The sequence below is a fragment of the Thalassotalea insulae genome, assembly GCF_030161395.1.
GTDB lineage: Bacteria > Pseudomonadota > Gammaproteobacteria > Enterobacterales > Alteromonadaceae > Thalassotalea_E > Thalassotalea_E insulae.
The window spans coordinates 3546990-3569560 of the sequence record NZ_BSST01000001.1 but is presented as its reverse complement, the minus strand read 5'-3'; the positions used below and the strand labels follow the sequence as shown (position 1 = coordinate 3569560).

Here is a 22571-nt window from a genome sequence, read left to right as displayed (position 1 = left end):
AGTAACATCACGGTAACCTAGTTGTTAACGCTTAGTTTCTGTCTCATTTGATTGAGTATCATTATGTGGCGCTATTATATCCTGCATTGCATCAGTAACGATAGCAGATTCTGACATTGGCATTAATTCCGGTAATTGTGCCAGCGATGTCAGAGAAAAATAATCTAAAAACGCATTAGTAGTGGCATACATCGCCGGTCGCCCTGGTACTTCTTTATGACCGACCACTTTAATCCATTCTCGTTCCACCAAGGTTTTAATAATATGGCTACTAACACTAACGCCTCGGATATCTTCAATCTCTCCCCGAGTGATCGGTTGCTTATATGCCACTAATGCCAAAGTTTCTAATATCGCACGAGAATATTTCACCGTTCGTTCCTGTTGAAACTCTCCGATACTTTTAGCTAGTGTACTTTTGACTTGAAAACGAAAGCCAGAAGCCACTTCAACCAACTCTATTCCTCGCGCCTGATATACCTTAGTCAATTGTTCGATCGCCTGGCGAATATCGGCGTTTGATACTGAAAAATCGACGAACAGTTTTTCTTTTAATTGTTTAACCGATAACGGCTTTGACGCCGAGAAAATAGCTGCTTCAATGAGCTGAATGAATTGTTGTTCACTCAGCTCACCTGATATGTCATGCAAAAGTTCAGTCGATGACATGAAGTGCTTCCTTCAATCTGACTCTGATCTGAGCGGGAGAATCGTCTTGTTCATTTATTATATGACTGCATTCAATGATATTTTCTTTGATCAGTTCTAATAACGCCAAAAACGTTACCACCACACCATGACGGCCTTCAGCAGGTTTAAATAATTCAACAAAATTAACAAAGCAGCCACTGGCCAATGATGACAACTGATCTATGATGTTACTCATCCGCTCACGGGTTGATAACGACTCCTTCTCGATATGGTGATGCTGATAAGCTTTCGAGCGCTTTAATACCTGTTGCAGTGCCTGCACTAAATCGGTAAGTTCAACATCCGCATAATTTAATTGGTTAACATAACCTAGTGGCAAGCCAACTTGTACGCTAATGAGATCCCGTTCCATTCGCGGCAGTTCGTCTAAATCGACCGCAGCCTGCTTGATCACTTCATATTCCTGTAAACGCCTGACCAATTCTGCCCGCGGATCATCTTCTTCCTCAACCACGTTTTGTTTCGGCAATAATAATCGAGATTTAATTTCCGCTAATATCGCCGCCATCACTAAATAATCCGCCGCCAGTTCCATATTCAGATCTTTCATTAGCTCAACATAATGCATGTACTGGGTGGTAATAGGTGCTATCGGTAGATCAAGAATGTCGAATTTTTGTTTTTTAATCAGATAGAGCAATAAATCCAGTGGTCCTTCAAAGGACTCAAGAATCACTTCAAGGGCATCAGGGGGAATAAATAAATCTTGCGGTTTTTCAACTACTGCCTCACCACGAACAAACGCCAGCGGTAACTGCTTCATTTCACCAAGTTGCTTTGTCTCAATTATCGCGCGCTTAGCCATGGTTTACTCAAACGGGGTTGCATCTCCTTCACCGACACGAATAATCTGCGCGTCTCCTTCAGAAAAGTCAATAACCGTAGTTGGATGTTCGCCTAGGTGGCCTCCATCGATGATCAAATCAACCTGATGCTCCAGTTGATCACGAATTAATTCCGGGTCGTATTCCGCCATGTCTTTTCCCGGCATAATCAAGGTGGTTGACATAATCGGTTCTGCTAATGTCTCAAGTAGGGCCTGAGCAATGACATTATTCGGCACACGGATCCCTATGGTGCGCTTTTTCGGATTCATTAACCGTTTCGGCACTTCCTTACTGGCTTTAAAAATAAAGGTATATGGTCCCGGAGTATTATTTTTTAACAAACGAAAGGCACTGTTATCGACTCGGGTATATTCAGAGAGTTCAGATAAATCCTTACAAACTAAAGTAAAATTATGATTTTTATCGATATCACGAATACGGCAAATACGTTCTAGCGCTTTTTTATCACCGATATGACAACCTAAGGCATAGCCAGAATCCGTCGGATAAACAATGACACCACCGCTGTGGATGATTTCTGACGCCTGCTTCATTAATCGTCCTTGCGGATTATCTGGATGGACATAAAAATACTGACTCATAATCTCGTTTCCTTTTCTCTAAGGGTTAGGCTGCCATTGTTGCCAAACGGGCGTCGCCTGCTCAGGCATCACTAAATTTCGTCCTAAATCACTCCATCGACTGGGATAATGAAAATCTGAACCCATTGATGCTAACAAATCATACTCTAAACAAAAGCTTAGCATTAATTGTCGTTGTTCGTTATTCATTTGGGGTAATACGATCTCTAAGCCATCACCACCAGCTGCCTTAAACTGCAGTACAAGACGTCGTAACCATTTGGTGGTCATGTCATAACGTACCGGATGTGCCATCACCGCACTGCCTCCGGCCTGATGAATCACATCCACCGCATGCTCTACCGTGCACCAGTCAGGTTTTACATAAGCACGTTTACCTTTACCGATATATTTATCAAAAGCAGATTGTAAATTGCTAACATGCCCTTGTTGTAACAATACTTTGGCAAAGTGTGCTCGGGTAATAGAACCTTGGCCCGCCAGTTGTTTTGCCTGTTGATAAACTTCGGTAAATCCCACTTTAGTCAGCTTTTCACCGATCGCAGTCGCACGATTTTCCCGCGCCAGTTGTTGTTGCTCGATCAACTGACGTAAGGCCGGATGAGTTTCGTCAATATTTAAACCGACAATATGGATTTCAAACCCTTGCCAGCTGGTAGAAATCTCAATACCATCGATTAAGGTGATAGGAAGATTTTTTTCTAAAATATAACTTCTGGCAATAGATAGCGCTGAGGTAGTGTCATGATCAGTGATCGCCAAAACATCAATTTGAAAGTTCACCGCCCGCTCTATCAGCTCTTGCGGCGACAAGCCGCCATCAGAGCAATTGGTATGACTATGAAAATCAACCCGACTATTTTCTTTTACAGTAAAATTTCCGGTTGACATCGCAGGCATAATAAGGTCTTCTATATGGAATTGTTCAGCACACTCATTTTACTTAGGTAACAAACGAAATGATACAAGTAAAACAAACTATTTCATTAATTTGGTGGTGGCATAACTCAACATAGTGGGTTGTGATAGTTTGCTGTACAAGTAAAGAAATTCCGAGAAACCCGCATAGTCTGACTAAGCGGGTTTTTTCGTTTTAACGATTAAATTTTAACAATAGCACTACTTTTTGAGCTAATTAATTTTGAGAACAATATGCTAACAACAAAGGTAAAAAGTTGGTTTATATGGTGGCTTCAGCCTATTTACGCCGGTTGACCCGATAACTATTACACAAATTTAGGAACACACAATGATCATCGTATTAAAACCACAAGCGACTGAACAAGACGCTAACGAAATATTAGATAAAATCTCCAGCCTTGGCTTAAAGCCACTCTATATGCCAGGCATTGAACGTACCGTGTTAGGCGCACTTGGCGACGAACGCGTACTGCGCCAGCTTCATTTAGACAGCTACCCTATGGTAGATGAAATAAAACCGATACTAAGCCCCTATAAACTGGTTAGCAGAGAACTACAGGCTCACGACTCCATCATTTCCATCGGCGGCGTAAAAGTTGGTGGTGGGAGCTTCACCGTGATTGCCGGCCCTTGTTCAGTAGAAAGTGAACCGCAACTATTCGGTGTCAGCGAAATGATCAAGGCACAAGGTGTTCCTTTGTTAAGAGGTGGCGCATTTAAACCCCGTACCAGCCCCTATAGTTTCCAAGGATTAGGGATTGAAGGTTTGGCCTTACTTAAAGCGGCGCGTGAAAAATTTAACTTACCTGTGGTTTCAGAGATCATTGATCCAAATGATGCTGAATTAATGCATGATTATATCGACTGTTATCAAATTGGCGCTCGCAATATGCAAAATTTCCGATTATTGGAAGCAGTCGGTAAACAAACAGATAAAGCGGTACTATTAAAGCGCGGTATGAGTGCGACTATCGAAGAGCTGTTATTAGCAGCAGAATATATAATCAACGCTGGTAACCCTAACGTCATCTTATGTGAGCGCGGCATTCGTACCTTTGAAACCGCGACGCGTAATACCCTAGATTTGAATGCAGTTGCCTATTTAAAAGAAAAGTCCCACTTACCGGTTTTTGTTGACCCGTCGCATGGCACGGGAGTTAAATCATTAATTAACCCGCTATCGAGAGCCGCAGTTGCCGTAGGCGCCGACGGCATCATAGTCGAAAGCCATTTAAATCCAAAAGAGGCATTATCTGACGGACATCAAGCATTAACCGCTGAAGATTTTGCTACCTTAATGGCTGATATTAAACCTTTTATCAGCGCCGCAGGTAAATCACTATGAGTCATCATTTTAATCACGCAGATAATACCAGCGTTGGTAGCGTTAGCACGCTGTCGAGTAAAGCGCGTTATCAGGCAGACCCGTTAACTCTGTTTAAAAAACTCTGTGGCAACCGACGCAATAATTTATTACTTGAGTCTGCCGAGATAGATAAAAAGCATCAATTAAAAAGTTTATTATTGATCGATGCCGCCGTTAAAATCGTTTGCCATGGCAATAAGGTAACGTTTACCCCATTAACCGTTAATGGTCAGGCGGCAATAAACTTTGCGGCACAGCAGCTAGCAGAGCATGCCAGCATTTCATTAACCGATCAAACACTAACGGCGACGTTTGCCGATAACACCGAAAGTTTAGATGAAAAATCACGCTTGCTGGCGACAAACCCGTTTCAAGCACTTCGGCTGTTTAAGCTGTTACGCAATGAAAATCACCATCCGTTTGCAGTGTTTTTAGCCGGTGCGTTTGCCTTTGATATGATCACCATGGCGGAGCAATTACCTGAAGTCGCTAACGGTGAAAATACTTGCCCGGATTTTGTCTATTACCTGGCGGAAACCTTAGTGGTGATCGATCATGAAAAACGTGTCAGTGAAGTGATTGCTAATGTGTTTTCCGGCCCAAACCAACAAAAATGTCACTTTGAAATTGCCCGGCGGCTATCAGCGATTAAAGCGCTGGTTGAAACGGATATCGCGCCACCACAAGTGAGAGAATTAGCAGATGCTGCTCAGATCAGCGTACAAACAGATGTCAGCGATACATCATTTTGTCATACCGTTGAACAGTTAAAAGAACATATTAAAGCTGGTGATATCTTTCAGGTTGTGCCGTCTCGTACCTTCTCTCTGCCATGTAAAGATACCTTTAATGCTTACCTTGCGCTCAGAGAAAGCAACCCTAGTCCGTACATGTTTTACTTACAGGATCAGGATTTTTGCATCTTTGGCGCATCACCTGAATCGGCAATCAAATATCAGCAAGCCAGTCGTCAGGTCGAAATTTACCCAATCGCTGGCACCCGGCCACGAGGACTCGACTGTAACGGTAACTTATCACTGGACTTAGATTGCCGAATTGAACTGGAACTGCGCCAGGATAAAAAAGAACTGGCAGAGCATATCATGCTAGTAGATCTAGCCCGCAACGATGTTGCCCGCGTCAGTCAGCCAGGAACACGCCATGTCGCCGACTTATTAAAAGTTGATCGCTATTCTCATGTAATGCATCTGGTTTCCCGCGTATGTGGCACCTTAGCAGAAGATCTCGATGCCCTGCATGCCTATCAGGCTTGTATGAATATGGGCACCTTATCTGGCGCGCCGAAAGTAAAAGCGACAGAACTAATTCGCCGCGTTGAAGGAAAACGACGTGGTAGTTACGGCGGCGCAGTCGGCTACCTAACAGGTGAAGGTGATATGGATACCTGCATCGTTATTCGTAGTGCCTTTGTCAAGAACGGCACCGCCTATATTCAAGCAGGTGCTGGCGTTGTTTATGACTCAGATCCACAAGCCGAAGCTGATGAAACCCGGCAAAAAGCTCAGGCAGTGATCAGTGCCATTATCAACGCAGCTAAGCTGGAAACCATCTCATCACAAGCAGCAAAGGAGCAGTAGGCATGAACTCAAGCAGACAGAAAACTAAAATTTTTATGCTCGATAATCTCGACTCCTTTACCTATAACCTAGTGGATGAATTTCAATGCTTAGGCTTTGCACCGACTATTTACCGTAATACCTTAAGTGCAGATTTTATTATCGAGCAAATTGAGCAATGTGATGAACCCGTATTAATCGTACTTTCTCCGGGACCTGGCACGCCAAGCCAGGCAGGTTGTTTAATGGAGTTTATCGGCAAAACTGCCGGAAAATACCCGATATTAGGGATATGCTTAGGTCATCAGGCGTTAGTAGAACACTATGGTGGCGAAGTAAATCGTGCGCCGGAAATTGTTCACGGTAAAGCATCAAATGTTGAGCACCATGCGAACCGCGCGTTTGCTAACATTCAGCAACCACTGCCAGTGGCCCGCTATCATTCATTAGTCGCGACAAAGATACCGGATTGTTTAACCTTAACCGCACAACTGACTACAGATAGCGGCCAAATATTACCTATGGCAATTGAGCACCAGGCAGATAAGGTTATCGGCTTTCAATTTCACCCAGAATCAATACTAACCACTTACGGCGCTACTTTGCTGGCACAAAGTATTGCTTGCTTAACCCAAGAAAGTGCTCAGTTTGCAAGTTCACCAAAAGGAAATAGTGATGAATAATATTTTACAAAACTTAGTAGATGGTCAATCTCTCACTCAAGCACAAGCGCAGTCATTTTTTGCCGATGTTATGCAAGGTAAAATAGCGCCCGAGTTATTAGCTTCGGTACTGACAGCACTAAAAATAAAAGGTGAAACAGCAGAAGAAATCGCCGGCGCGGCAACGGCGGTTCGTCAATACGCCACCACTTTCCCCCAACAAACAACAGGCGTAACTGATTGTGTCGGCACAGGTGGCGATGGCGCTAATACTATTAATATTTCAACCACTGCCGCTATTTTAGCCGCTGCTTGTGGCATCAAAATGGCAAAACACGGTAACCGCAGTGTTTCGAGCATGTCAGGTTCGGCTGATTTACTTGAAGCCTTTGGCGTTAACCTCAATATGTCAGCACAAACCGCTAGTGACTGTTTGGCACAAACAAATTTATGCTTTTTATACGCGCCCGCTTATCATCCTGGATTTAAATACGCCGGGCCAGTAAGAAAAGCCATGGGTATTAGAACCTTATTTAATATCCTCGGGCCATTAGTTAACCCGGCAGCACCAGAGGTGATGTTACTTGGCGTTTATATCCCAACACTTATTCCGGTAATGGCAAAAAGTTTAGTGCTCACAGGGGTTAAACGTGGCTGGGTCGTTCATGGTAGTGGTTTGGATGAAATTGCCTTACACGGTGAAACGCAGGTAATCGAAATTAACCACGGTGAATTGACGCAAAAAGTGATCTCACCGGAAGACTTTGGCCTAAAACGTTACACCTTAGCAGACATCAAAGGTGGCACACCACAAGAAAACGCCGAAATAATCCACAGTATTTTAACCGGCAATGGCGCGCCAGCCCATAACAATGCTGTGATCATTAACTGTGCCGCACTACTCTATCTGCATAATAAGGCTGATAATTTAAAGACAGCTGCGCAAATAGCCACTGAAGTATTAGCCTCAGGTCAGGCCTTAACGACTTTGCAGCAGATGGTGAAAATATCCAATAATTCAGTAACGGCAGGAGCTAACTAATATGGCCGCTGTGCAAAGAGAAAACTTAAAAGAACAAAACGTGTTAACTAAAATTGTCGCCGACAAGCGACTGGAAGTTGCAGCATTAAAAGAAAAAATGCCGTTAGCCAGTTTTATTGATCAGCTAATACCATCAACTAAAGACATGTATGCTGCATTAGATCGCAAGCAAGGGCAGCCACACGCAGGTTTTATTCTCGAATGTAAAAAAGCCTCCCCTTCTAAAGGCTTGATTCGCGAAGATTTTGATCCCAAAGCAATTTGTCAGATCTATGATAAATATGCCGCTGCGATCTCAGTATTAACGGATGAAAAATATTTTCAGGGCAATTTCGACTACCTGAAAACGGTTACTGATACCGTTACTTGCCCGGTACTCAATAAAGATTTTTTTATCGATAGCTATCAGGTCTACCTCGCCCGTTATTATGGTGCAGATGCTATCTTATTAATGTTAAGCGTACTTGATGACCCAGCATATCAAGCATTAGCACAAGTTGCCGAGCAGTATAACTTAGCGGTCCTAACCGAAGTATCAAATGAAGAAGAAGCTGAACGAGCAGTTAAACTTGGCGCTAAGCTTATTGGTATTAACAATCGAAACTTACGGGATTTAAGCACAGATATCAGCCGGACTTTTGATTTAGCGCCAACAATCCCTGATGATCGCATTATCATTTCAGAGTCAGGTATCTATACCAATCAACAAATCCGCGAACTGGCACCTGCGGTAGATGGCTTTTTAGTCGGCAGTTCGATCATGGCACAAACAGATATCGATCTAGCCTGTCGCGCATTGATTTATGGCAATAATAAGGTCTGTGGCTTAACCGCACCAGAATACGCGCAAGCCGCGATTGACGCTGGCGCACAATTTGGCGGGCTGATATTTGCGGAAAAATCCCCCCGTTTTGTCAATAAAGCGCAGGCGCTCTCTATATTAAAACAAGCGCCATCACTTCATTATGTCGGTGTCTTTGTTAATCATTCGCCGCAAGAAATTGTCGAACTTGCGCAACAATTAGGACTTTATGCAGTGCAGCTACATGGCAATGAAACACCAGCATATATCGATGCCCTAACGCTGCAGCTACCTGATGGTTGCCAGCTATGGCAAGCCGTTGCAGTGGAAGATCATCTTCCCACCTTAACAGCCAATAGCGAGCATTATGTGCTCGATGGCAAGCATGCAGGTAGTGGTCAGGCCTTTAATTGGCATGCACTGGCGGCGAGTGAACAAGATTTATCATCCTGCTTTTTAGCCGGCGGCTTAGGCGCGGAAAATATCGACAGTGCGCTTAATCAACTAACCAATCATGATTTATTCGGTTTAGATTTAAACTCGGGCGTTGAACAGCGCCCTGGGGTCAAAAGCCCGGATAAACTCACGCAAGTATTTAACAAAATTCGGAATTATTAACATGACGACAGAAAATAACACTAGCTTACCCGCCTATTTCGGCGAATTCGGCGGCATGTATGTCGGTGAATTACTGGTACCTGCGCTTGAACAACTAGAGCAGGCCTATATTGACTCTCAGCAAGATCAGAGCTTTCTATCCGAGTTTAATAACTTATTAACTCATTATGCCGGCCGTCCGACACCACTGACCTTAACCCGGAATCTAACCAATAATCCGTTGGCAAAAATTTACTTAAAACGGGAAGATCTATTACATGGTGGTGCCCATAAAACCAATCAGGTACTAGGTCAGGCCTTACTGGCAAAACGTATGGGAAAAAGCGAAATTATTGCTGAAACTGGTGCCGGTCAACACGGTGTTGCTACCGCTATTGCCTGTTCTCTCCTTGGCTTAAAATGCCGGGTTTACATGGGAGCAGTGGATTGTGCTCGCCAGCAACCAAATGTTTTTCGGATGAAACTAATGGGCGCTGAAGTTATTCCGGTCAGTGCCGGTGCCGGCACCTTAAAAGATGCCGTCAATGAGGCGCTACGCGACTGGTCAGCCAATTATGACAATGCTCATTATTTATTAGGTACCGCCGCTGGCCCTCATCCATTCCCAACGATTGTCCGTGATTTTCAAAAAATGATCGGCGAAGAAGCGAAACAGCAGTTACTGGAACAAGAGGGGCGATTACCGGATTATGTTATTGCCTGTGTCGGTGGCGGCTCGAATGCCATTGGTATGTTTAATGATTTTATCCAAGAAGAAAACGTTAAACTGATCGGCGTCGAAGCTGGCGGTAAAGGCATAGAGACTCATCAACATGGTGCAACACTCGCTGCTGGGACTAAAGGCATGCTCCACGGTAACTACACCTATATTATGCAAGACAGTTATGGGCAAATTCAGGAGTCTTACTCGGTCTCTGCCGGATTAGACTATCCTGCGGTTGGCCCACAGCACGCCTATTTAAAGGAAACCGGGCGGGCGCAATACCTACCAATTAATGACGATGAAGCATTAGAAGCTTTTCAGACATTAGCGCGCTGCGAAGGTATTATTCCGGCATTGGAATCCTCACATGCGCTGGCACAAGCACTAAAAATGGCAAAAGACGTGAGTGAAGAAACCATCTTTCTAGTCAACTTATCCGGGCGTGGTGATAAAGATCTCGCTCATGTTCACACTGTATTACACCCAGAACAAACTACTGATAATGAGGGGCAAGATTAATGACATCTATTACCAATCCAGGTCAGCGCTATCAAGCTTGCTTTGCCCGCTTAGCTGAAAACAATCAGGGCGCGTTTATTCCGTTTGTAACCATTGGCGATCCAAATGCAGCGCTTTCTTTTAAGATAATTAAAACCTTAATTGATAACGGCGCTGATGCCTTAGAGCTCGGCATTCCATTTTCTGACCCAAGTGCCGACGGAGTGACAATACAAAATGCCGGTAAACGTGCGCTTGCCTCTGGTACTAACACCGACACCTGTATTGAGATCTTAGCACAAGTACGAGCATACGCACCGGATATTCCGATTGGCTTGCTCCTATACGGTAACTTGGTATTTGCCCGCGGTATTACAAAGTTTTATCAAGATATCAGTGATGCCGGGGTAGATTCTGTACTGATTGCAGACTTGCCAATCCGGGAAAGTGAACGTTTCAGGCAAGCGGCAAAAGATGCGAATATCGCACCTATTTTTATTGCCCCCCCTAATGCTAGCACAGACACTCTGACCAAAATTTCGCAATATAGTCAGGGTTATACTTATGTGTTAAGCCGTGCAGGCGTCACCGGCGCTGATGATCCGGCTAAGGAAAATGCTGGAGCAGGCTTATCGACCGAGCATTTAATCGCACAGCTTAACTCGCATAATGCGGCTCCGGCGGTCATAGGGTTTGGAATTTCAGCACCGAGTCAGGTTAAAGCGGCATTAGCTAGCGGCGCGCAGGGCGCAATCAGTGGTTCTGCAGTGGTTAACATCATTGAACAAAACCTGAACAATGAAGCAGAAATGTTCAGTCAGCTTGGTAAATTTGTGAGCCAAATGAAAGCGGCTACTAAGCTTAATTAACAGCTATACTAATAGCAATAAAGAAATGGGGCACAACAAATGCCCCTTTTTTATTTCTCATAACTTCACTACGTTGCCGATGACTGACTAACCTCATCTCGGGTATCTAATACCGCTTTAGCAAATTTAGGATGAATAACAAAATAAACACTTAACGCACACAGTATCATGCCGAAAAAACTTGTTAGCGATAGCTGTTCGTTAAACAATAACCAGGCTTCAATCGTGGTTGCTGGCGGCACTAAATAAAAATAAGCGCTAACCTTAGCAGTATCCCCCTGCTTGACCATATACATCAGCAGCAAGATCGCAGCGACAGACAGCACTAAGACTAGCCAGATAAGACTAAAAATAAATTCACCACTCCACTGAACTTGCCGGCCACCATCGAATAACGCCATAGGGGCAAACACCAGTAAACTTGCAATATACTGCCAGCAAACTGAAGGTAACATTGCCTGTTGCTGACAAAAGCGTTTTTGATATAAGGTCCCTAAGGTAATGCCAAATAACGCAATAAAAGCGAAAGCGAGTGCCCAAAACGAGGCATCTGCTAACTGTAGACCACTGGCTACCACTAACACTAAGCCAACTAAACCGATAAATAAGGCTAGCCATTGAATACGCGCAAGCTGAGTATTAAATACCACTATCGCCAAAACACTGGTCAATAAAGGCTGTAATCCGACAATAATCGCCGCTAAACCAGCTGGTACACCATAAGCTATAGCACTATATACTCCACCCAAATAAGCACCATGGATTAATAACCCAGTGACCATGGCATGGAAAATCTGAGACTTGTTTAATCTGGATTGTTTTAATATCAGCAATAAAATGGCAAAAATCGCGATATTGGCTAAGGTTCTTAATATTAAAAAATCACCCGCAGATGCGTAAGGTAAACCCAGCTTGGTACCGATAAAACCGGTACTCCATAGCAGCACAAAGATAAATGGGATAGATTGTTTCAGCATAGCCACTCACTCATTAAGATAATTTACTTAGCCTAAAGTAATTATCTGCCAACAAATAGCTACAAAATCGCTATCGGTGATACTATACAGTTTGACTAATCAAGGGATAACTAACGCTTACGCTTACACTTCCTCTCGCGCTCTGGTCTTATTACGATATTCAACCGAGGCCATTTCGATTAACCGGCTTTTTGTTCGTTCAAATTCAAACAACAAAGTGCCATTATTATAAAGCTTATTCTGAGGCACATCTGCGGTGATCACCAGCTCTATATGTGAGTCGTAACATTCATCAATTAGGGCAATAAATCGTCGGGCCGCATCATCCATAGGTGCTAGCATCACTTCTCGCTCCCCTGTTTCGCCAGCAGAGATATTGATATTTGAGCCATTATCCTCAGTACCTCTCGCTTTGATCCTTTCATAAGCCTGACCACTCATTGCCGGTACATTGAATAATAAAATAGTATGAAATTTTTTTGCTAACTCAACATAATCAAAATGACTGCGTGGGCCCTGACATAGCTCGGAAAAATCAAAACAAATAACACGCCTTGCCGCATCATTTATTTGTGTAATGCAATTGAGCTCCCGTCCTAAAATAGTCATTTTAGTCTCACAAGCTGCGGTTGAAGATTGTGCTGGTGAATGATGTAAGCTAGGGAGATCACTCTCCAAACCAAAACACTTAAGCAAGCTAAAATGCAACGCTGCTCTCTGGTCATTCTCGTTAGGTAGTTCAAAGTAATTTTGCTCAAACGTTAATGAGCGCTTGCGATGATCTTGCTTACCATCTAAATGCAAAACATCAGTATGTTGCTCAATGGCGGCTATTGCCGGTAAAAACCGCGCTCGTTGCAGGCCATTACGATAGAGTTGATCGGGCGCGCAGTTACTGGTGCTAACCACAACTACGCCGCGCTCAAACAGGTATTGCAACAAGTTTCCTAATAGCATGGCGTCGCCAATATCAGCAACGAAAAATTCGTCAAAGCATAAAACCTGATACTGTTGACTAAACTGTTTCGCCAGATATTTTAACGGTTCAACACGGCCAGCGCACGCTTTTAATTGAGCGTGAACGTCCTGCATAAAATGATGAAAATGTTGGCGCTTGCACATTGTGTTAGGCAGGCTAGCAACGAAAACATCCATTAAAAATGTTTTACCACGTCCTACTTTCCCCCACAAATAAATGCCTTTTATCGGTGTTTTTTTGTGACTAAACCATGACTGTTTAGTCACTAGCTTTAGGTATAACTGCTCAAGTAATTCAACCGCTTGCTGTTGTGAGTTATCAAAGCTGATTTGATTGGCAGCAACCAGAGCTTGATATTGATTAACCGGAGAGTTTTCAGGCATAGATGTTACTGGTAGTGAGTGTTTTTATATTCTATCGCCAGTGAAAAATGAAAGAAATTAATTTGTCGTAAAAACATGGATAAAATCACGGTAGCTCATTTACTGACCAGCCACACCCCATTGGCAGTTATCCACTCATTTTTACTCCGATGCGGTCTCTTTAGTTAGAATATCGCCATAGTTATATAAGGACAATAATACCAAACTACACGACTAAAGGTTGCACCTCTAGTCATAACATAAACAACACCAATTGAATTAAATATTGCATAAGTCATTTTAAGGCATAAAAAAACGCGCTAAATGGCGCGTTTTTTCACAAATTGACTTAACCTGTTAGCTCTTAGCTAGCCTGAAATTTTCGCCCAAGTATCGCGTAAACCAACGGTACGGTTAAACACTAAATGGTCAGCAGTAGCTTCTTTGTTATCTAAACAAAAATAGCCCTGACGTTCAAATTGGTAAGCAAGCTCAGGCTTAGCCTGTGCTAAGGCAGGTTCTACTTTCGCGTTTTCAATCACCACTAAAGATTCAGGATTAATCACACTATGAAAGTCTTCTGCTGCTGCCGGGTTAGGCACGGTAAACAATCTGTCGTACAAACGCACGGTGGCATCTAAACTTTGCTCGGCACTGACCCAATGGATAACGCCTTTAGGCTTAGTGCCATCTTCTGGATTTTTGCCTAAGGTTTTATCATCGTACTGACAATAAACTGTAGTTATATTACCGTCAGCGTCTTTATCACAACCTGTTGCAGTTACTACATAAGCACCACGTAAACGTACCGCTTTGCCAAGCACTAAACGCTTATATTTTTTATTCGCTTCTTCTCTAAAATCTTCCACTTCAATATATAATTCTTTAGCAAATGGCACGATACGTGTACCTTGACTTTCATCACTGGGATGGTTTTTTACTGTCAATTGCTCAACCTGATCTTGCGGATAATTTTCAATCACGAGCTTAATTGGGTTAAGTACCGCCATCGCACGTGGTGCGTTGTCGTTTAAGTCTTCGCGAATACAAGCTTCTAAGACACTCATTTCTACGGTGTTATCCATCTTAGTAACACCAATGCGCTTAGCAAATTCACGCAGTGAACCTGGCGTATAACCGCGACGACGAAATGCTGCAATCGTTGGCATCCGCGGGTCGTCCCAGCCATCAACCAGCTTTTCGGTTACCAATGAGTTTAACTTACGTTTACTCATTACCGTATATTCCAGATTTAAGCGAGAAAACTCATATTGACGTGGGCGCGATTCAATCGAAATATTATCGATCACCCAATCATATAAACGGCGGTTATCCTGAAACTCCAACGTACATAATGAGTGAGTAATATTTTCAATGGCATCAGAAATACAGTGAGTAAAATCATACATTGGATAAATGCACCATTTATCACCGGTTTGATGATGATGAGCAAACTTAATGCGATAAATCACCGGATCGCGCATACACATAAAGCTCGACGCCATATCGATTTTTGCTCTTAACGCGCACTCACCTTCTTTAAACTCGCCATTTTTCATTTTTTCAAATAACGCTAAATTTTCTGCTGGTGAGGTATCACGATACGGGCTGTTTTTACCTGGCTGCTTTAACGTGCCGCGGTATTCTCGGGTTTGCTCTGCGTTTAAGAAACAAACATAAGCTAAACCTTTCTCAATTAATTCAACCGCATAACCATACAAACGGTCGAAATAATCCGATGAATAATGAATATCACCTGACCATTGGAAACCTAACCAGTGCACATCTTCTTTAATGGAATTGACGTAATCAATATCTTCCTTTTCAGGGTTAGTATCATCAAAGCGTAAATTACATAAGCCATTATAATCTTTAGCAATACCGAAATTTAAGCAAATCGATTTGGCATGGCCTATATGCAAGTAACCATTAGGCTCAGGTGGAAAACGCGTCTGCACACTGGTGTGTGTCCCACTTGCCAGATCAGCATCAATTATTTGGCGAATAAAATTAGTAGGACGGTTTTCAACTTCCGACATCCACAGAACCTCTATAAAATATATAAAATCTAAATGTAATTGCGCGGCATTATATCAAGTGTTTTTCAACGAGAATAGCTGCTAAAGCGCTTTTTATCGTGCTAAACAACAGAAATACTAGCTTTGTAACAAACCTAAGCGCTCAAACACTTCTTTATTAGGAAAACCGTCGGCAATTAATTGTTGCTCGATTTGAAATGCTCGAATCGCTTTACGGCTGTTTGGCCCCCAGATACCATCGGGTTCGCCGCTGTCAAAACCTAATGCATTCAATTTAGCTTGCAACCTCTCCAGTTGTACTCGGCTATAAGCAAGCGGTTTAGCACTAGCGAGTTTGCGAACACCTTGGCCGCCAACCAGTTTATCCGCCAAAATTCCGACCGAGAGCGCATAGTTTTTCGACAAGTTCCAATTCATAATGACATCAAAATTTTGATAAACCAAAAACGCATGCCCCTGATGGCCATTCGGCAGCACTAATTCCGCCTGAGTATCGTATTGAGGTAAAGCTTGACCATTTAATTTGGTAACTCCCATCTTAGCAAATGTCGCTAATGGGTAACGCTGATCAAATTCAATCGCGCTAAAGTCAAAATCTTCGGGTAACAACACTTCTCTACCCCAACGCTCATTGCTATGCCAGCCAATTTGATTCAGGTAGTTCGCAGCGCTGGTTAAGGCATCTTGCTCACTTTGCCAGACGTCAACTTTACCGTCCTGATCACCATCTAAAGCATATTTTCTTAACGCCGATGGCATAAATTGCATATGTCCCATAGCTCCAGCCCATGAACCTTTAAGCTGAGCGGTACTAACCACACCTTGGTCAATCAAGTGAAATAGATCGAATAATTCATCGGTAAAATATTCACTTCTACGCTGATCACAAGCAAGAGTTGCTAAGGCATTTAATACTGACATCTTCCCCTTATGGCGGCCAAACACGGTTTCTAATCCCCAAAATGACACGAGATATTGTGGCGGTATGCCATATTTTTCCTGCAACTGACTGAATAATTTTTTATGAGACTTCAGCAGTTCGCGACCTTTATTGACATGATAATGACTAACCCGTTTATTAACATATTGCGCAAAACTTTCAGCAAACTCCGGCTGTTTTTTATCTAGGGTTAAGACTCGCTTAATGGGTGTTAACTGCTCAGTGAGCGCTACAATGTTATCAGAAAAGCCCTGAGTAACCGCCTGCTCTTTAATCCTATGCTGACATTGCTGAAAATCCTGACTATCACTTGTCGCATAAGCACGGGGAGAATTACTTAATATCGAAACGGCCACACCACAAACAAGAGCTACTGCGCATTTATTCATCTAATCACTATCCTTATACCATCACCGAAATTATTCACTGCTTTCATCATATAACGAGGCGTGAAGATAACAAGTGATAATAGTTAAACAGCGGGATTAATCTGAGTGATTGCACAAGATTTACTCGACAGCAAAATACAGACGCTAAACTAAAGGTAATAAGCGGTCATACATCGCCTTAACTTGCAGATCACCAAAACTATATAACGCCATCGATTGATAAAATTCCTGAAAAACCGCTGTAAAGGTTAAATGCTGTTGACGGCGCATAATGGCTAATAATTCACGCTCAGGTAAACCTAAGCCATTAGCATCAGGCAAACGGGCGAGCTGAGCATCAACGGCAGGCTTAACAAATAAAAAATCGCTGCTAAGCTGAGCAGCGGTCGATTCCAGCTGTTGCCAGTTTTGCTGTTGATAGGCGAACCAAAGCCCGGCAAATAACTTCAGCTGCTCTTTGGTCAGCTGCTGTTTATTGTCAAAAGCAACGATTAACTGCCGCGTCGACATATGCGCAAAACTGTATTCATTGCCCTTGTTTGGTCGCACTAAATAAACAATTAATTGCGGGTTATCGATCAGTAACGAGCAGACATACCAGAAATTAACCTGACAAAATAAATCTTGTTCAAACCAGCAAACCACCTGCCGATCAGGTGCTAGTGCCAAAATCTTTTTAAATTCCGGCACTGTAGATTGCAAATATTGCTCTTTAGAACATTCAGGGTACTGTTCAATAAAAGCCGCTCTGTTTGTCATCAGCTGATCGAACGTGTCACCTTTCACATCACCATCGACCAAACATTCTCTGGCAACGATAATTTCTCCTGATAAAGACGGAGGAAAGCACTCTCGTAAAGCATCACCATTAAGAATATGAACAGTATTATCGGGAGTTATATGTGGCTGCTGAGACAATAAAAATTAAACGGATAAATTGATGTTATCAAACCATAACAAATCAACCAGCATAAATAAAAGTGAAATCTAGCGCTGGTTTACTTGTTACCCTTATCTGAGGCTATTTCAATTCAAGCGCGAACATCGACATTTTGGCCACGCTGAGGATCATTAGATTGCTGTGTTTGCTCTGCCTGTTGCTGACGAAGCTGTTCTTGACGAATGCGTTCTTGCTCAGCCTGCTGACGCTGCTGCTCAACATTTTTTGCCTGTTCTTTTAATACCTCTGCAACATTAGGTTGCCCATTACCACTGATTGAAGAAACCATACTAAGCTCCTTTAGCTCATGCTGGTAAAGCATTATTTGCCATAACCTTAGTATAAGACAAACTGTTTAATTTTTATACTGAGGCATAACTAAAGAATTTCTTCACTATCACGATAAAATTGATAATTATTACGGCCATTTTGCTTCGCTCGATACATCGCGCTATCCGCTTTGTTCAGCAATTCATCGAGCTCATTGCCATGCTCGGGATAAATAGTAATACCTATGCTGGCGGAAAGTATTGCCTGGTGTTGTTTTAGTTGAAATGGCTCAGCAATGCTGTGTTGAATTTTACTAGCAATACGAGCTACCGCATCAAGGTCATCATTTTCAGTTAAGATAATGGCAAACTCATCACCACCTAGCCGGGTAACCGTATCAGATTTTCTCACCGACTGTGATAAACGTTCCGCCACCTGTTGCAATAACAAATCACCAATTGCGTGACCTAGGTTATCATTAATTCCTTTAAAACCATCGAGATCAATAAAGAACAGGGCTATTTTTTGTCCATTTCGATTCGCCTGTTCCAGCATTTGGTTGAAACGGTCGAGAAACAAATTACGATTAGCCAAGCCGGTTAAGGCATCAAAATTTGCTTGATAATATATTTTGTCTGCGTTTTTCTTACGCTGAGTAATATCACTGAGCAAAGAAACATAAGCTTCCAGCTCACCACGCTCATCTCTGATTGCAGTGATCGATAACCATTCATAATAAATTTCACCGTCTTTACGGCGATTACATATTTCTCCCTGCCAGCTATCTTTAGCATCAAGGGTTTGTTGCATCTGTTGATAAAATGCATCGTCGTGATGACCGGAGCTTAAAATCGAGGGTTTCTTGCCTAACACTTCCTGCTGAGAAAAGCCGGTAATTTGCGTGAAGGCATCATTAACCGCCACAATAATATTGTCTGCATCTGAAATCATCACCCCTTCTGTTGCGGTTTGAAATACCGTTGACGCCAACCTAAGCTGCTTTTCATCTTCCTTTAGTTCAGTAATATTTTCCTTAATTGCGACATAATTCACGATACTGCCCTGCACATTTTTTATTGGATAAAGATGCACTCGCTCCCAAAATTTTTCACCATTTTTACTTTTAGTATAAAGTTCTCCTATCCACGTTTTTCCTCGGGCAACACTAGCAACCACTTGATGGTAAACCCTAGCATCCAGCGAATCATCGGTTAATAAGCTCGGTTGACTACCAATTAGCTCCTCTTTTGAATAACCGCAATCACGAATAAATTTTTGGTTAACATAATCGATATGACCGGATAAATCCGTCGTTGCTATCGCCACCGGACTTTGTTCAACAATCTGTGATAACTGATGACTCTTCTCTTCGATAAGGTTTTTACGCTTTAACAGGTAAAATAAGATCCCGGAAGTTACTAACATTAACGCCATGCCTATCGCTAATAACATATTGATCAAGGAAGTTTTATTCTTCGTTTTAGCCGTTTGTAAATCAACAGCCTGCTCTAGACTGGCTTGATAATGCCACAGCTCTTGCGACAGTTGTCGCTGCAATGAAATATCCTGAATAACCGAATAAAGCAACGACTTGCCCGCTAACTGAATCGGGATGGAGTAAACCTTAACCGTTTTAATATCACCACTGGCTATTTGATGGCGAAAAATAAAATAGCGCCGATTCTCCCGTTCGGCATTTTCACGCTCTACAGCCACCTGCTCTGGCGTTAACATATTGATGTCTTGGATAGTCAATGTGGTTAGCTTATTTACCGGATATCCATAAAAAGCACTTGCCGCCTCATTGGCGTAAACAATATGACCACTGTCTGGCGCTATCATCAGCATAATAGCGCTATGACGCTGAAAGACAGAGAGAAAATCACTGCTATGATTCGAAGAAAAAGAAACGAAACTGGGTAGAAGCAATACTAAAAACAAATATTTTCGAGCATTAACGACAAAGCCTTTTTTAGAGAAAAACAACCCGCTTTTCCACGCTAATGACAATATCGCCATAACCATTATTACCTTATCGACCCCAAGCCCTTATCCATCGAGTATAGCATTGACATCCTAGATGCTAGCGAAACTCGCAATTAATAATGATAACTGTAGTACCATCACCATTACATTATTTTAATGTAAATCAATAATTTATTATAGGTGCGAAATAAAGTCAGCTTGAGTTTTTTTAATACCAGCGAATCAATTCTTTTTGATCTGTCGAGCATCTAAACCACAACGGCTCAATAATATACGAAAATAACACTATTAGGCCTTACTTCATTTTTAATAACCAAATATTACTATTTGATTGTTCTATCACTGCATGTTGTAGGGATTTTTCATCATAAGATACCGAAAACAGTACCTGAGCACGCTCGCCATAGCTCATCACAGTTTGATTGGTCTCTCGCTTGATATCAAACGCCATAATATGCCGTTCATTCATATAATAAATAGTACCAGCTCTTAGTTGCCATTTTTTCCAGGAGGTTCGTGGAAAATCACCAATAATGAGCTGCTCTTCTTTAGTGGCTAGGTTTAAGCGATACAGGCCTACAGCATTAAATTTTGTTAAGTATAGGTAACCATCATTTGGATCACCTTGTGCACTATAGCCTCCACTTGTTGTCAACTGGCTAACCTGACCATTGTTTATATCTAACTGCCAAATTTGCCAATCACCACTATAGTCAGAACTAAAAATGAGCTGTTCTTGATTGGCAAAATAGACGAAATGCACATTATGATTCTCAGATAATAATTGCCGCCACAGCCTAGTTTGTTCATTAAACATGTGCAGTTCATTGTTAATACTGGCGATAAGGTAATTATCGTCTGGCGACCAGTGAAAATTGGCTAAACTTTTAACTTTTTCCTGAAATTGTGTTTTAAAGGCATTCGCGTTTTCAGGTTTGACCATGACCTGAGCTTCACCATTATCTGTTGACAAATAAGCAACTTTATTTGAACGATTAGCTAACTGTGGGTGATAGTTAACAAAATTGGTAGCAGTGATCGCCCGTTTACTATTGAGAGCATCTGAGTTGTTAATACTAAATTGATAAAGGTTGGCAACAGTTGCGCCCCTATCAAATACTATTGTACCACTACTAGCATGAGCAGAAACAGAGCCGATATCACTCAATGCCTTAATTGTACTCAGCTTTTTACTTTGAATATCATAGCGATGCACTCCTTGACTATCTGCAACAATAAGTTGGCTATTAGTAAGCCAGGAAATACTGGCGTTAGTGTTAAACGCCTGCTGGTGATATTCAACCCCTTTGCTCGCCAGATCCAAAACCTTAAGCGCTGCACTGCTGTTTTCCTGATATTCAAGTACTGCTAACTTATCCTGTGAAGGCGATAGTGCTAACCTGTAGTCGCCACGAATATTTCCACCACTATAAGCAAAGGTCAATTGTTGTAACCGACCAGTGGCTAGTTGATAGGCATGGATAGAAAACGGTGCATTTAACTGCGTCCGATAATTAAAATATATGGTATTGGAATGATTGTTATAGGCCAGCATGGTCACTGCCCGTTCAGCACAGGCTATTATCGGACTAATGATCTGCTTTTTAATATCTATGCTAACAATTTCACATTGGCGCTGATGTAGGTTATTAAATCGAGTAGCAATAATTTGGTTTTCTGCGCCAAAAATCGCAAAAACATAATAATAACTATCATATGTAAGCTGCTGCTGTGTACCATTAGCAAATTGCAACCAAATCATCGCATTGTCGTTTGGTTTTTCTCGATGAATAAAGAGTAAATCCTTACCGTTTGGTGAGAGTTGCGCTTTATTGGCTATGCCTTTTAGCGAGATTAAAGGCTGTTCCACTATATTTGCACGAACAGGAACGTGTTCCTTCTGTGAAGAAAATGGCTGTGTCACGGTAACAATAGCAAGGATAATCATTGCCAAAACTAACACTAAACTCACAATGAGTTTTCTATTAACGGAGAAATTAAATAATTTACCCGCTTTTATGGCCGCAATTGAGGGTGAATAAGTATTTAAATTTTCCTGAGTCTCATTAGTGTTTATACCTTTTTCATCACTTATTTGTTCTTGAGTGGTCGGTGTAATAGTAAATTGATAACCAACTTTGCTAATGGTTGTGATAATTTCCGGTTGAGCAGGATATTGCTCTATGACTTTCCTTAATTCACTAACGGCTCGATTTATGGCGGCGTAGCTAACAATTCTTTGTTGCCAAACTTGCTCAATCAACTGTTCTCTGGAAATAGCTGTATTAGGATTGCGACAAAAATACAATAATAATTCAAATACTCTTGGCTCTAATTCTATTTTTTGGCCATTTTTTGTCAGCATAAATAAAGAGCTGTCAACAACGAACTCTCTAAAAACAAATCTCATTACCGGTTCTATCCCCTTAATATTTATGGCATTACCAAATCATTACTATTTCATTACCTGACGGTTATTGCCTTAATGGAA

At 42.1% G+C, this 22571-nt stretch carries 19 protein-coding genes; 7 read left to right on the top strand and 12 right to left on the bottom strand.

Annotated features, from left to right (window positions below):
• Window positions 1-24: 24 nt before the first annotated feature.
• The 4 genes from scpB to rnm are packed head-to-tail and all read right to left on the bottom strand — an operon-like array spanning window position 25 to window position 3040.
• Window positions 25-669 carry an SMC-Scp complex subunit ScpB gene (scpB, locus tag QQK06_RS15980; RefSeq protein ID WP_284245779.1) on the bottom strand — a complete coding sequence of 215 codons (645 nt, stop codon included), beginning with the start codon at window positions 667-669 and terminating at the stop codon, window positions 25-27.
• On the bottom strand, window positions 656-1516 hold the full coding sequence (locus QQK06_RS15975) for a segregation and condensation protein A (protein WP_284245778.1): 861 nt from the start codon (window positions 1514-1516) through the stop codon (window positions 656-658). Before QQK06_RS15975 ends, scpB begins: the two co-directional genes overlap by 14 nt.
• 3 nt (window positions 1517-1519) lie before the next feature.
• Window positions 1520-2140 (bottom strand): L-threonylcarbamoyladenylate synthase, encoded by a 621-nt coding sequence (locus QQK06_RS15970; RefSeq protein WP_284245777.1) that lies wholly within the window; start codon window positions 2138-2140, stop codon window positions 1520-1522.
• Between the two features lie 18 nt (window positions 2141-2158).
• On the bottom strand, window positions 2159-3040 hold the full coding sequence (gene rnm / locus QQK06_RS15965; RefSeq protein ID WP_284245776.1) for an RNase RNM: 882 nt from the start codon (window positions 3038-3040) through the stop codon (window positions 2159-2161).
• A 349-nt stretch (window positions 3041-3389) separates the two neighbouring features.
• On the opposite strand from rnm, the gene aroF reads away from it, so the two are divergent.
• From aroF to trpA, 7 genes are read left to right on the top strand one after another with little or no spacing between them, the layout of a single operon-like run.
• Window positions 3390-4406, top strand: a complete 1017-nt coding sequence (gene aroF, locus QQK06_RS15960; RefSeq protein ID WP_284245775.1) for a 3-deoxy-7-phosphoheptulonate synthase — start codon at window positions 3390-3392, stop codon at window positions 4404-4406.
• Window positions 4403-6025: an anthranilate synthase component 1 gene (locus tag QQK06_RS15955; protein ID WP_284245774.1), complete on the top strand. Its 1623-nt coding sequence runs from the start codon at window positions 4403-4405 to the stop codon at window positions 6023-6025. Before aroF ends, QQK06_RS15955 begins: the two co-directional genes overlap by 4 nt.
• 2 nt (window positions 6026-6027) lie before the next feature.
• Complete coding sequence (locus QQK06_RS15950; RefSeq protein ID WP_284245773.1) at window positions 6028-6687, top strand: aminodeoxychorismate/anthranilate synthase component II; 660 nt, start codon at window positions 6028-6030, stop codon at window positions 6685-6687.
• Window positions 6680-7708: an anthranilate phosphoribosyltransferase gene (trpD, locus tag QQK06_RS15945; RefSeq protein WP_284245771.1), complete on the top strand. Its 1029-nt coding sequence runs from the start codon at window positions 6680-6682 to the stop codon at window positions 7706-7708. The genes QQK06_RS15950 and trpD overlap by 8 nt, the downstream gene beginning before the upstream one ends.
• A gap of 1 nt (window position 7709) precedes the next feature.
• Entirely contained in the window at window positions 7710-9128 is a 1419-nt protein-coding gene (gene trpCF / locus QQK06_RS15940; RefSeq protein WP_284245770.1) for a bifunctional indole-3-glycerol-phosphate synthase TrpC/phosphoribosylanthranilate isomerase TrpF, read from the top strand.
• A 1-nt stretch (window position 9129) separates the two neighbouring features.
• Complete coding sequence (trpB, locus tag QQK06_RS15935; RefSeq protein ID WP_284245769.1) at window positions 9130-10350, top strand: tryptophan synthase subunit beta; 1221 nt, start codon at window positions 9130-9132, stop codon at window positions 10348-10350.
• Window positions 10350-11198 (top strand): tryptophan synthase subunit alpha, encoded by an 849-nt coding sequence (gene trpA / locus QQK06_RS15930; RefSeq protein WP_284245767.1) that lies wholly within the window; start codon window positions 10350-10352, stop codon window positions 11196-11198. The genes trpB and trpA overlap by 1 nt, the downstream gene beginning before the upstream one ends.
• A 68-nt stretch (window positions 11199-11266) precedes the next feature.
• On the opposite strand, the gene QQK06_RS15925 is transcribed toward trpA, so the two are convergent.
• The 8 genes from QQK06_RS15925 to QQK06_RS15890 form a co-directional block, all read right to left on the bottom strand.
• Window positions 11267-12175, bottom strand: coding sequence for a DMT family transporter (locus QQK06_RS15925; protein ID WP_284245766.1), 909 nt, complete (start codon window positions 12173-12175; stop codon window positions 11267-11269).
• A 123-nt stretch (window positions 12176-12298) separates the two neighbouring features.
• Window positions 12299-13537 (bottom strand): cell division protein ZapE, encoded by a 1239-nt coding sequence (zapE, locus tag QQK06_RS15920; RefSeq protein WP_284245765.1) that lies wholly within the window; start codon window positions 13535-13537, stop codon window positions 12299-12301.
• A gap of 347 nt (window positions 13538-13884) precedes the next feature.
• Window positions 13885-15555, bottom strand: a complete 1671-nt coding sequence (gene glnS / locus QQK06_RS15915) for a glutamine--tRNA ligase (RefSeq protein WP_284245764.1) — start codon at window positions 15553-15555, stop codon at window positions 13885-13887.
• 117 nt (window positions 15556-15672) lie between these two features.
• Window positions 15673-16884 (bottom strand): lytic murein transglycosylase, encoded by a 1212-nt coding sequence (locus tag QQK06_RS15910; protein ID WP_284245763.1) that lies wholly within the window; start codon window positions 16882-16884, stop codon window positions 15673-15675.
• Between the two features lie 144 nt (window positions 16885-17028).
• Entirely contained in the window at window positions 17029-17802 is a 774-nt protein-coding gene (locus tag QQK06_RS15905; protein ID WP_284245762.1) for a DUF1835 domain-containing protein, read from the bottom strand.
• A gap of 113 nt (window positions 17803-17915) precedes the next feature.
• Window positions 17916-18113 (bottom strand): hypothetical protein, encoded by a 198-nt coding sequence (locus tag QQK06_RS15900; protein ID WP_284245761.1) that lies wholly within the window; start codon window positions 18111-18113, stop codon window positions 17916-17918.
• Window positions 18114-18202: 89 nt separating this feature from the next.
• Window positions 18203-20113, bottom strand: a complete 1911-nt coding sequence (locus tag QQK06_RS15895) for a sensor domain-containing diguanylate cyclase (RefSeq protein WP_284245760.1) — start codon at window positions 20111-20113, stop codon at window positions 18203-18205.
• 262 nt (window positions 20114-20375) lie between these two features.
• A complete protein-coding gene (locus QQK06_RS15890) occupies window positions 20376-22490 on the bottom strand; it encodes a winged helix-turn-helix domain-containing protein (RefSeq protein ID WP_284245759.1) in 2115 nt (704 codons plus the stop codon).
• Window positions 22491-22571: the final 81 nt, after the last annotated feature.

Excerpts from the sequence above, each read along its gene's own strand:
- zapE (WP_284245765.1), bottom strand. The coding sequence starts at position 13,537 with ATGCCTGAAAACTCTCCGGTTAATCAATATCAAGCTCTGGTTGCTGCC.
- QQK06_RS15900 (WP_284245761.1), bottom strand. The coding sequence starts at position 18,113 with ATGGTTTCTTCAATCAGTGGTAATGGGCAACCTAATGTTGCAGAGGTA.
- trpD (WP_284245771.1), top strand. The coding sequence starts at position 6,680 with ATGAATAATATTTTACAAAACTTAGTAGATGGTCAATCTCTCACTCAA.
- scpB (WP_284245779.1), bottom strand. The coding sequence starts at position 669 with ATGTCATCGACTGAACTTTTGCATGACATATCAGGTGAGCTGAGTGAA.
- QQK06_RS15950 (WP_284245773.1), top strand. The coding sequence starts at position 6,028 with ATGAACTCAAGCAGACAGAAAACTAAAATTTTTATGCTCGATAATCTC.
- rnm (WP_284245776.1), bottom strand. The coding sequence starts at position 3,040 with ATGCCTGCGATGTCAACCGGAAATTTTACTGTAAAAGAAAATAGTCGG.
- glnS (WP_284245764.1), bottom strand. The coding sequence starts at position 15,555 with ATGTCGGAAGTTGAAAACCGTCCTACTAATTTTATTCGCCAAATAATT.
- trpB (WP_284245769.1), top strand. The coding sequence starts at position 9,130 with ATGACGACAGAAAATAACACTAGCTTACCCGCCTATTTCGGCGAATTC.
- QQK06_RS15890 (WP_284245759.1), bottom strand. The coding sequence starts at position 22,490 with ATGAGATTTGTTTTTAGAGAGTTCGTTGTTGACAGCTCTTTATTTATG.
- QQK06_RS15925 (WP_284245766.1), bottom strand. The coding sequence starts at position 12,175 with ATGCTGAAACAATCTATCCCATTTATCTTTGTGCTGCTATGGAGTACC.
- QQK06_RS15975 (WP_284245778.1), bottom strand. The coding sequence starts at position 1,516 with ATGGCTAAGCGCGCGATAATTGAGACAAAGCAACTTGGTGAAATGAAG.
- trpCF (WP_284245770.1), top strand. The coding sequence starts at position 7,710 with ATGGCCGCTGTGCAAAGAGAAAACTTAAAAGAACAAAACGTGTTAACT.
- trpA (WP_284245767.1), top strand. The coding sequence starts at position 10,350 with ATGACATCTATTACCAATCCAGGTCAGCGCTATCAAGCTTGCTTTGCC.
- QQK06_RS15910 (WP_284245763.1), bottom strand. The coding sequence starts at position 16,884 with ATGAATAAATGCGCAGTAGCTCTTGTTTGTGGTGTGGCCGTTTCGATA.
- aroF (WP_284245775.1), top strand. The coding sequence starts at position 3,390 with ATGATCATCGTATTAAAACCACAAGCGACTGAACAAGACGCTAACGAA.
- QQK06_RS15955 (WP_284245774.1), top strand. The coding sequence starts at position 4,403 with ATGAGTCATCATTTTAATCACGCAGATAATACCAGCGTTGGTAGCGTT.
- QQK06_RS15970 (WP_284245777.1), bottom strand. The coding sequence starts at position 2,140 with ATGAGTCAGTATTTTTATGTCCATCCAGATAATCCGCAAGGACGATTA.
- QQK06_RS15895 (WP_284245760.1), bottom strand. The coding sequence starts at position 20,113 with ATGGCGATATTGTCATTAGCGTGGAAAAGCGGGTTGTTTTTCTCTAAA.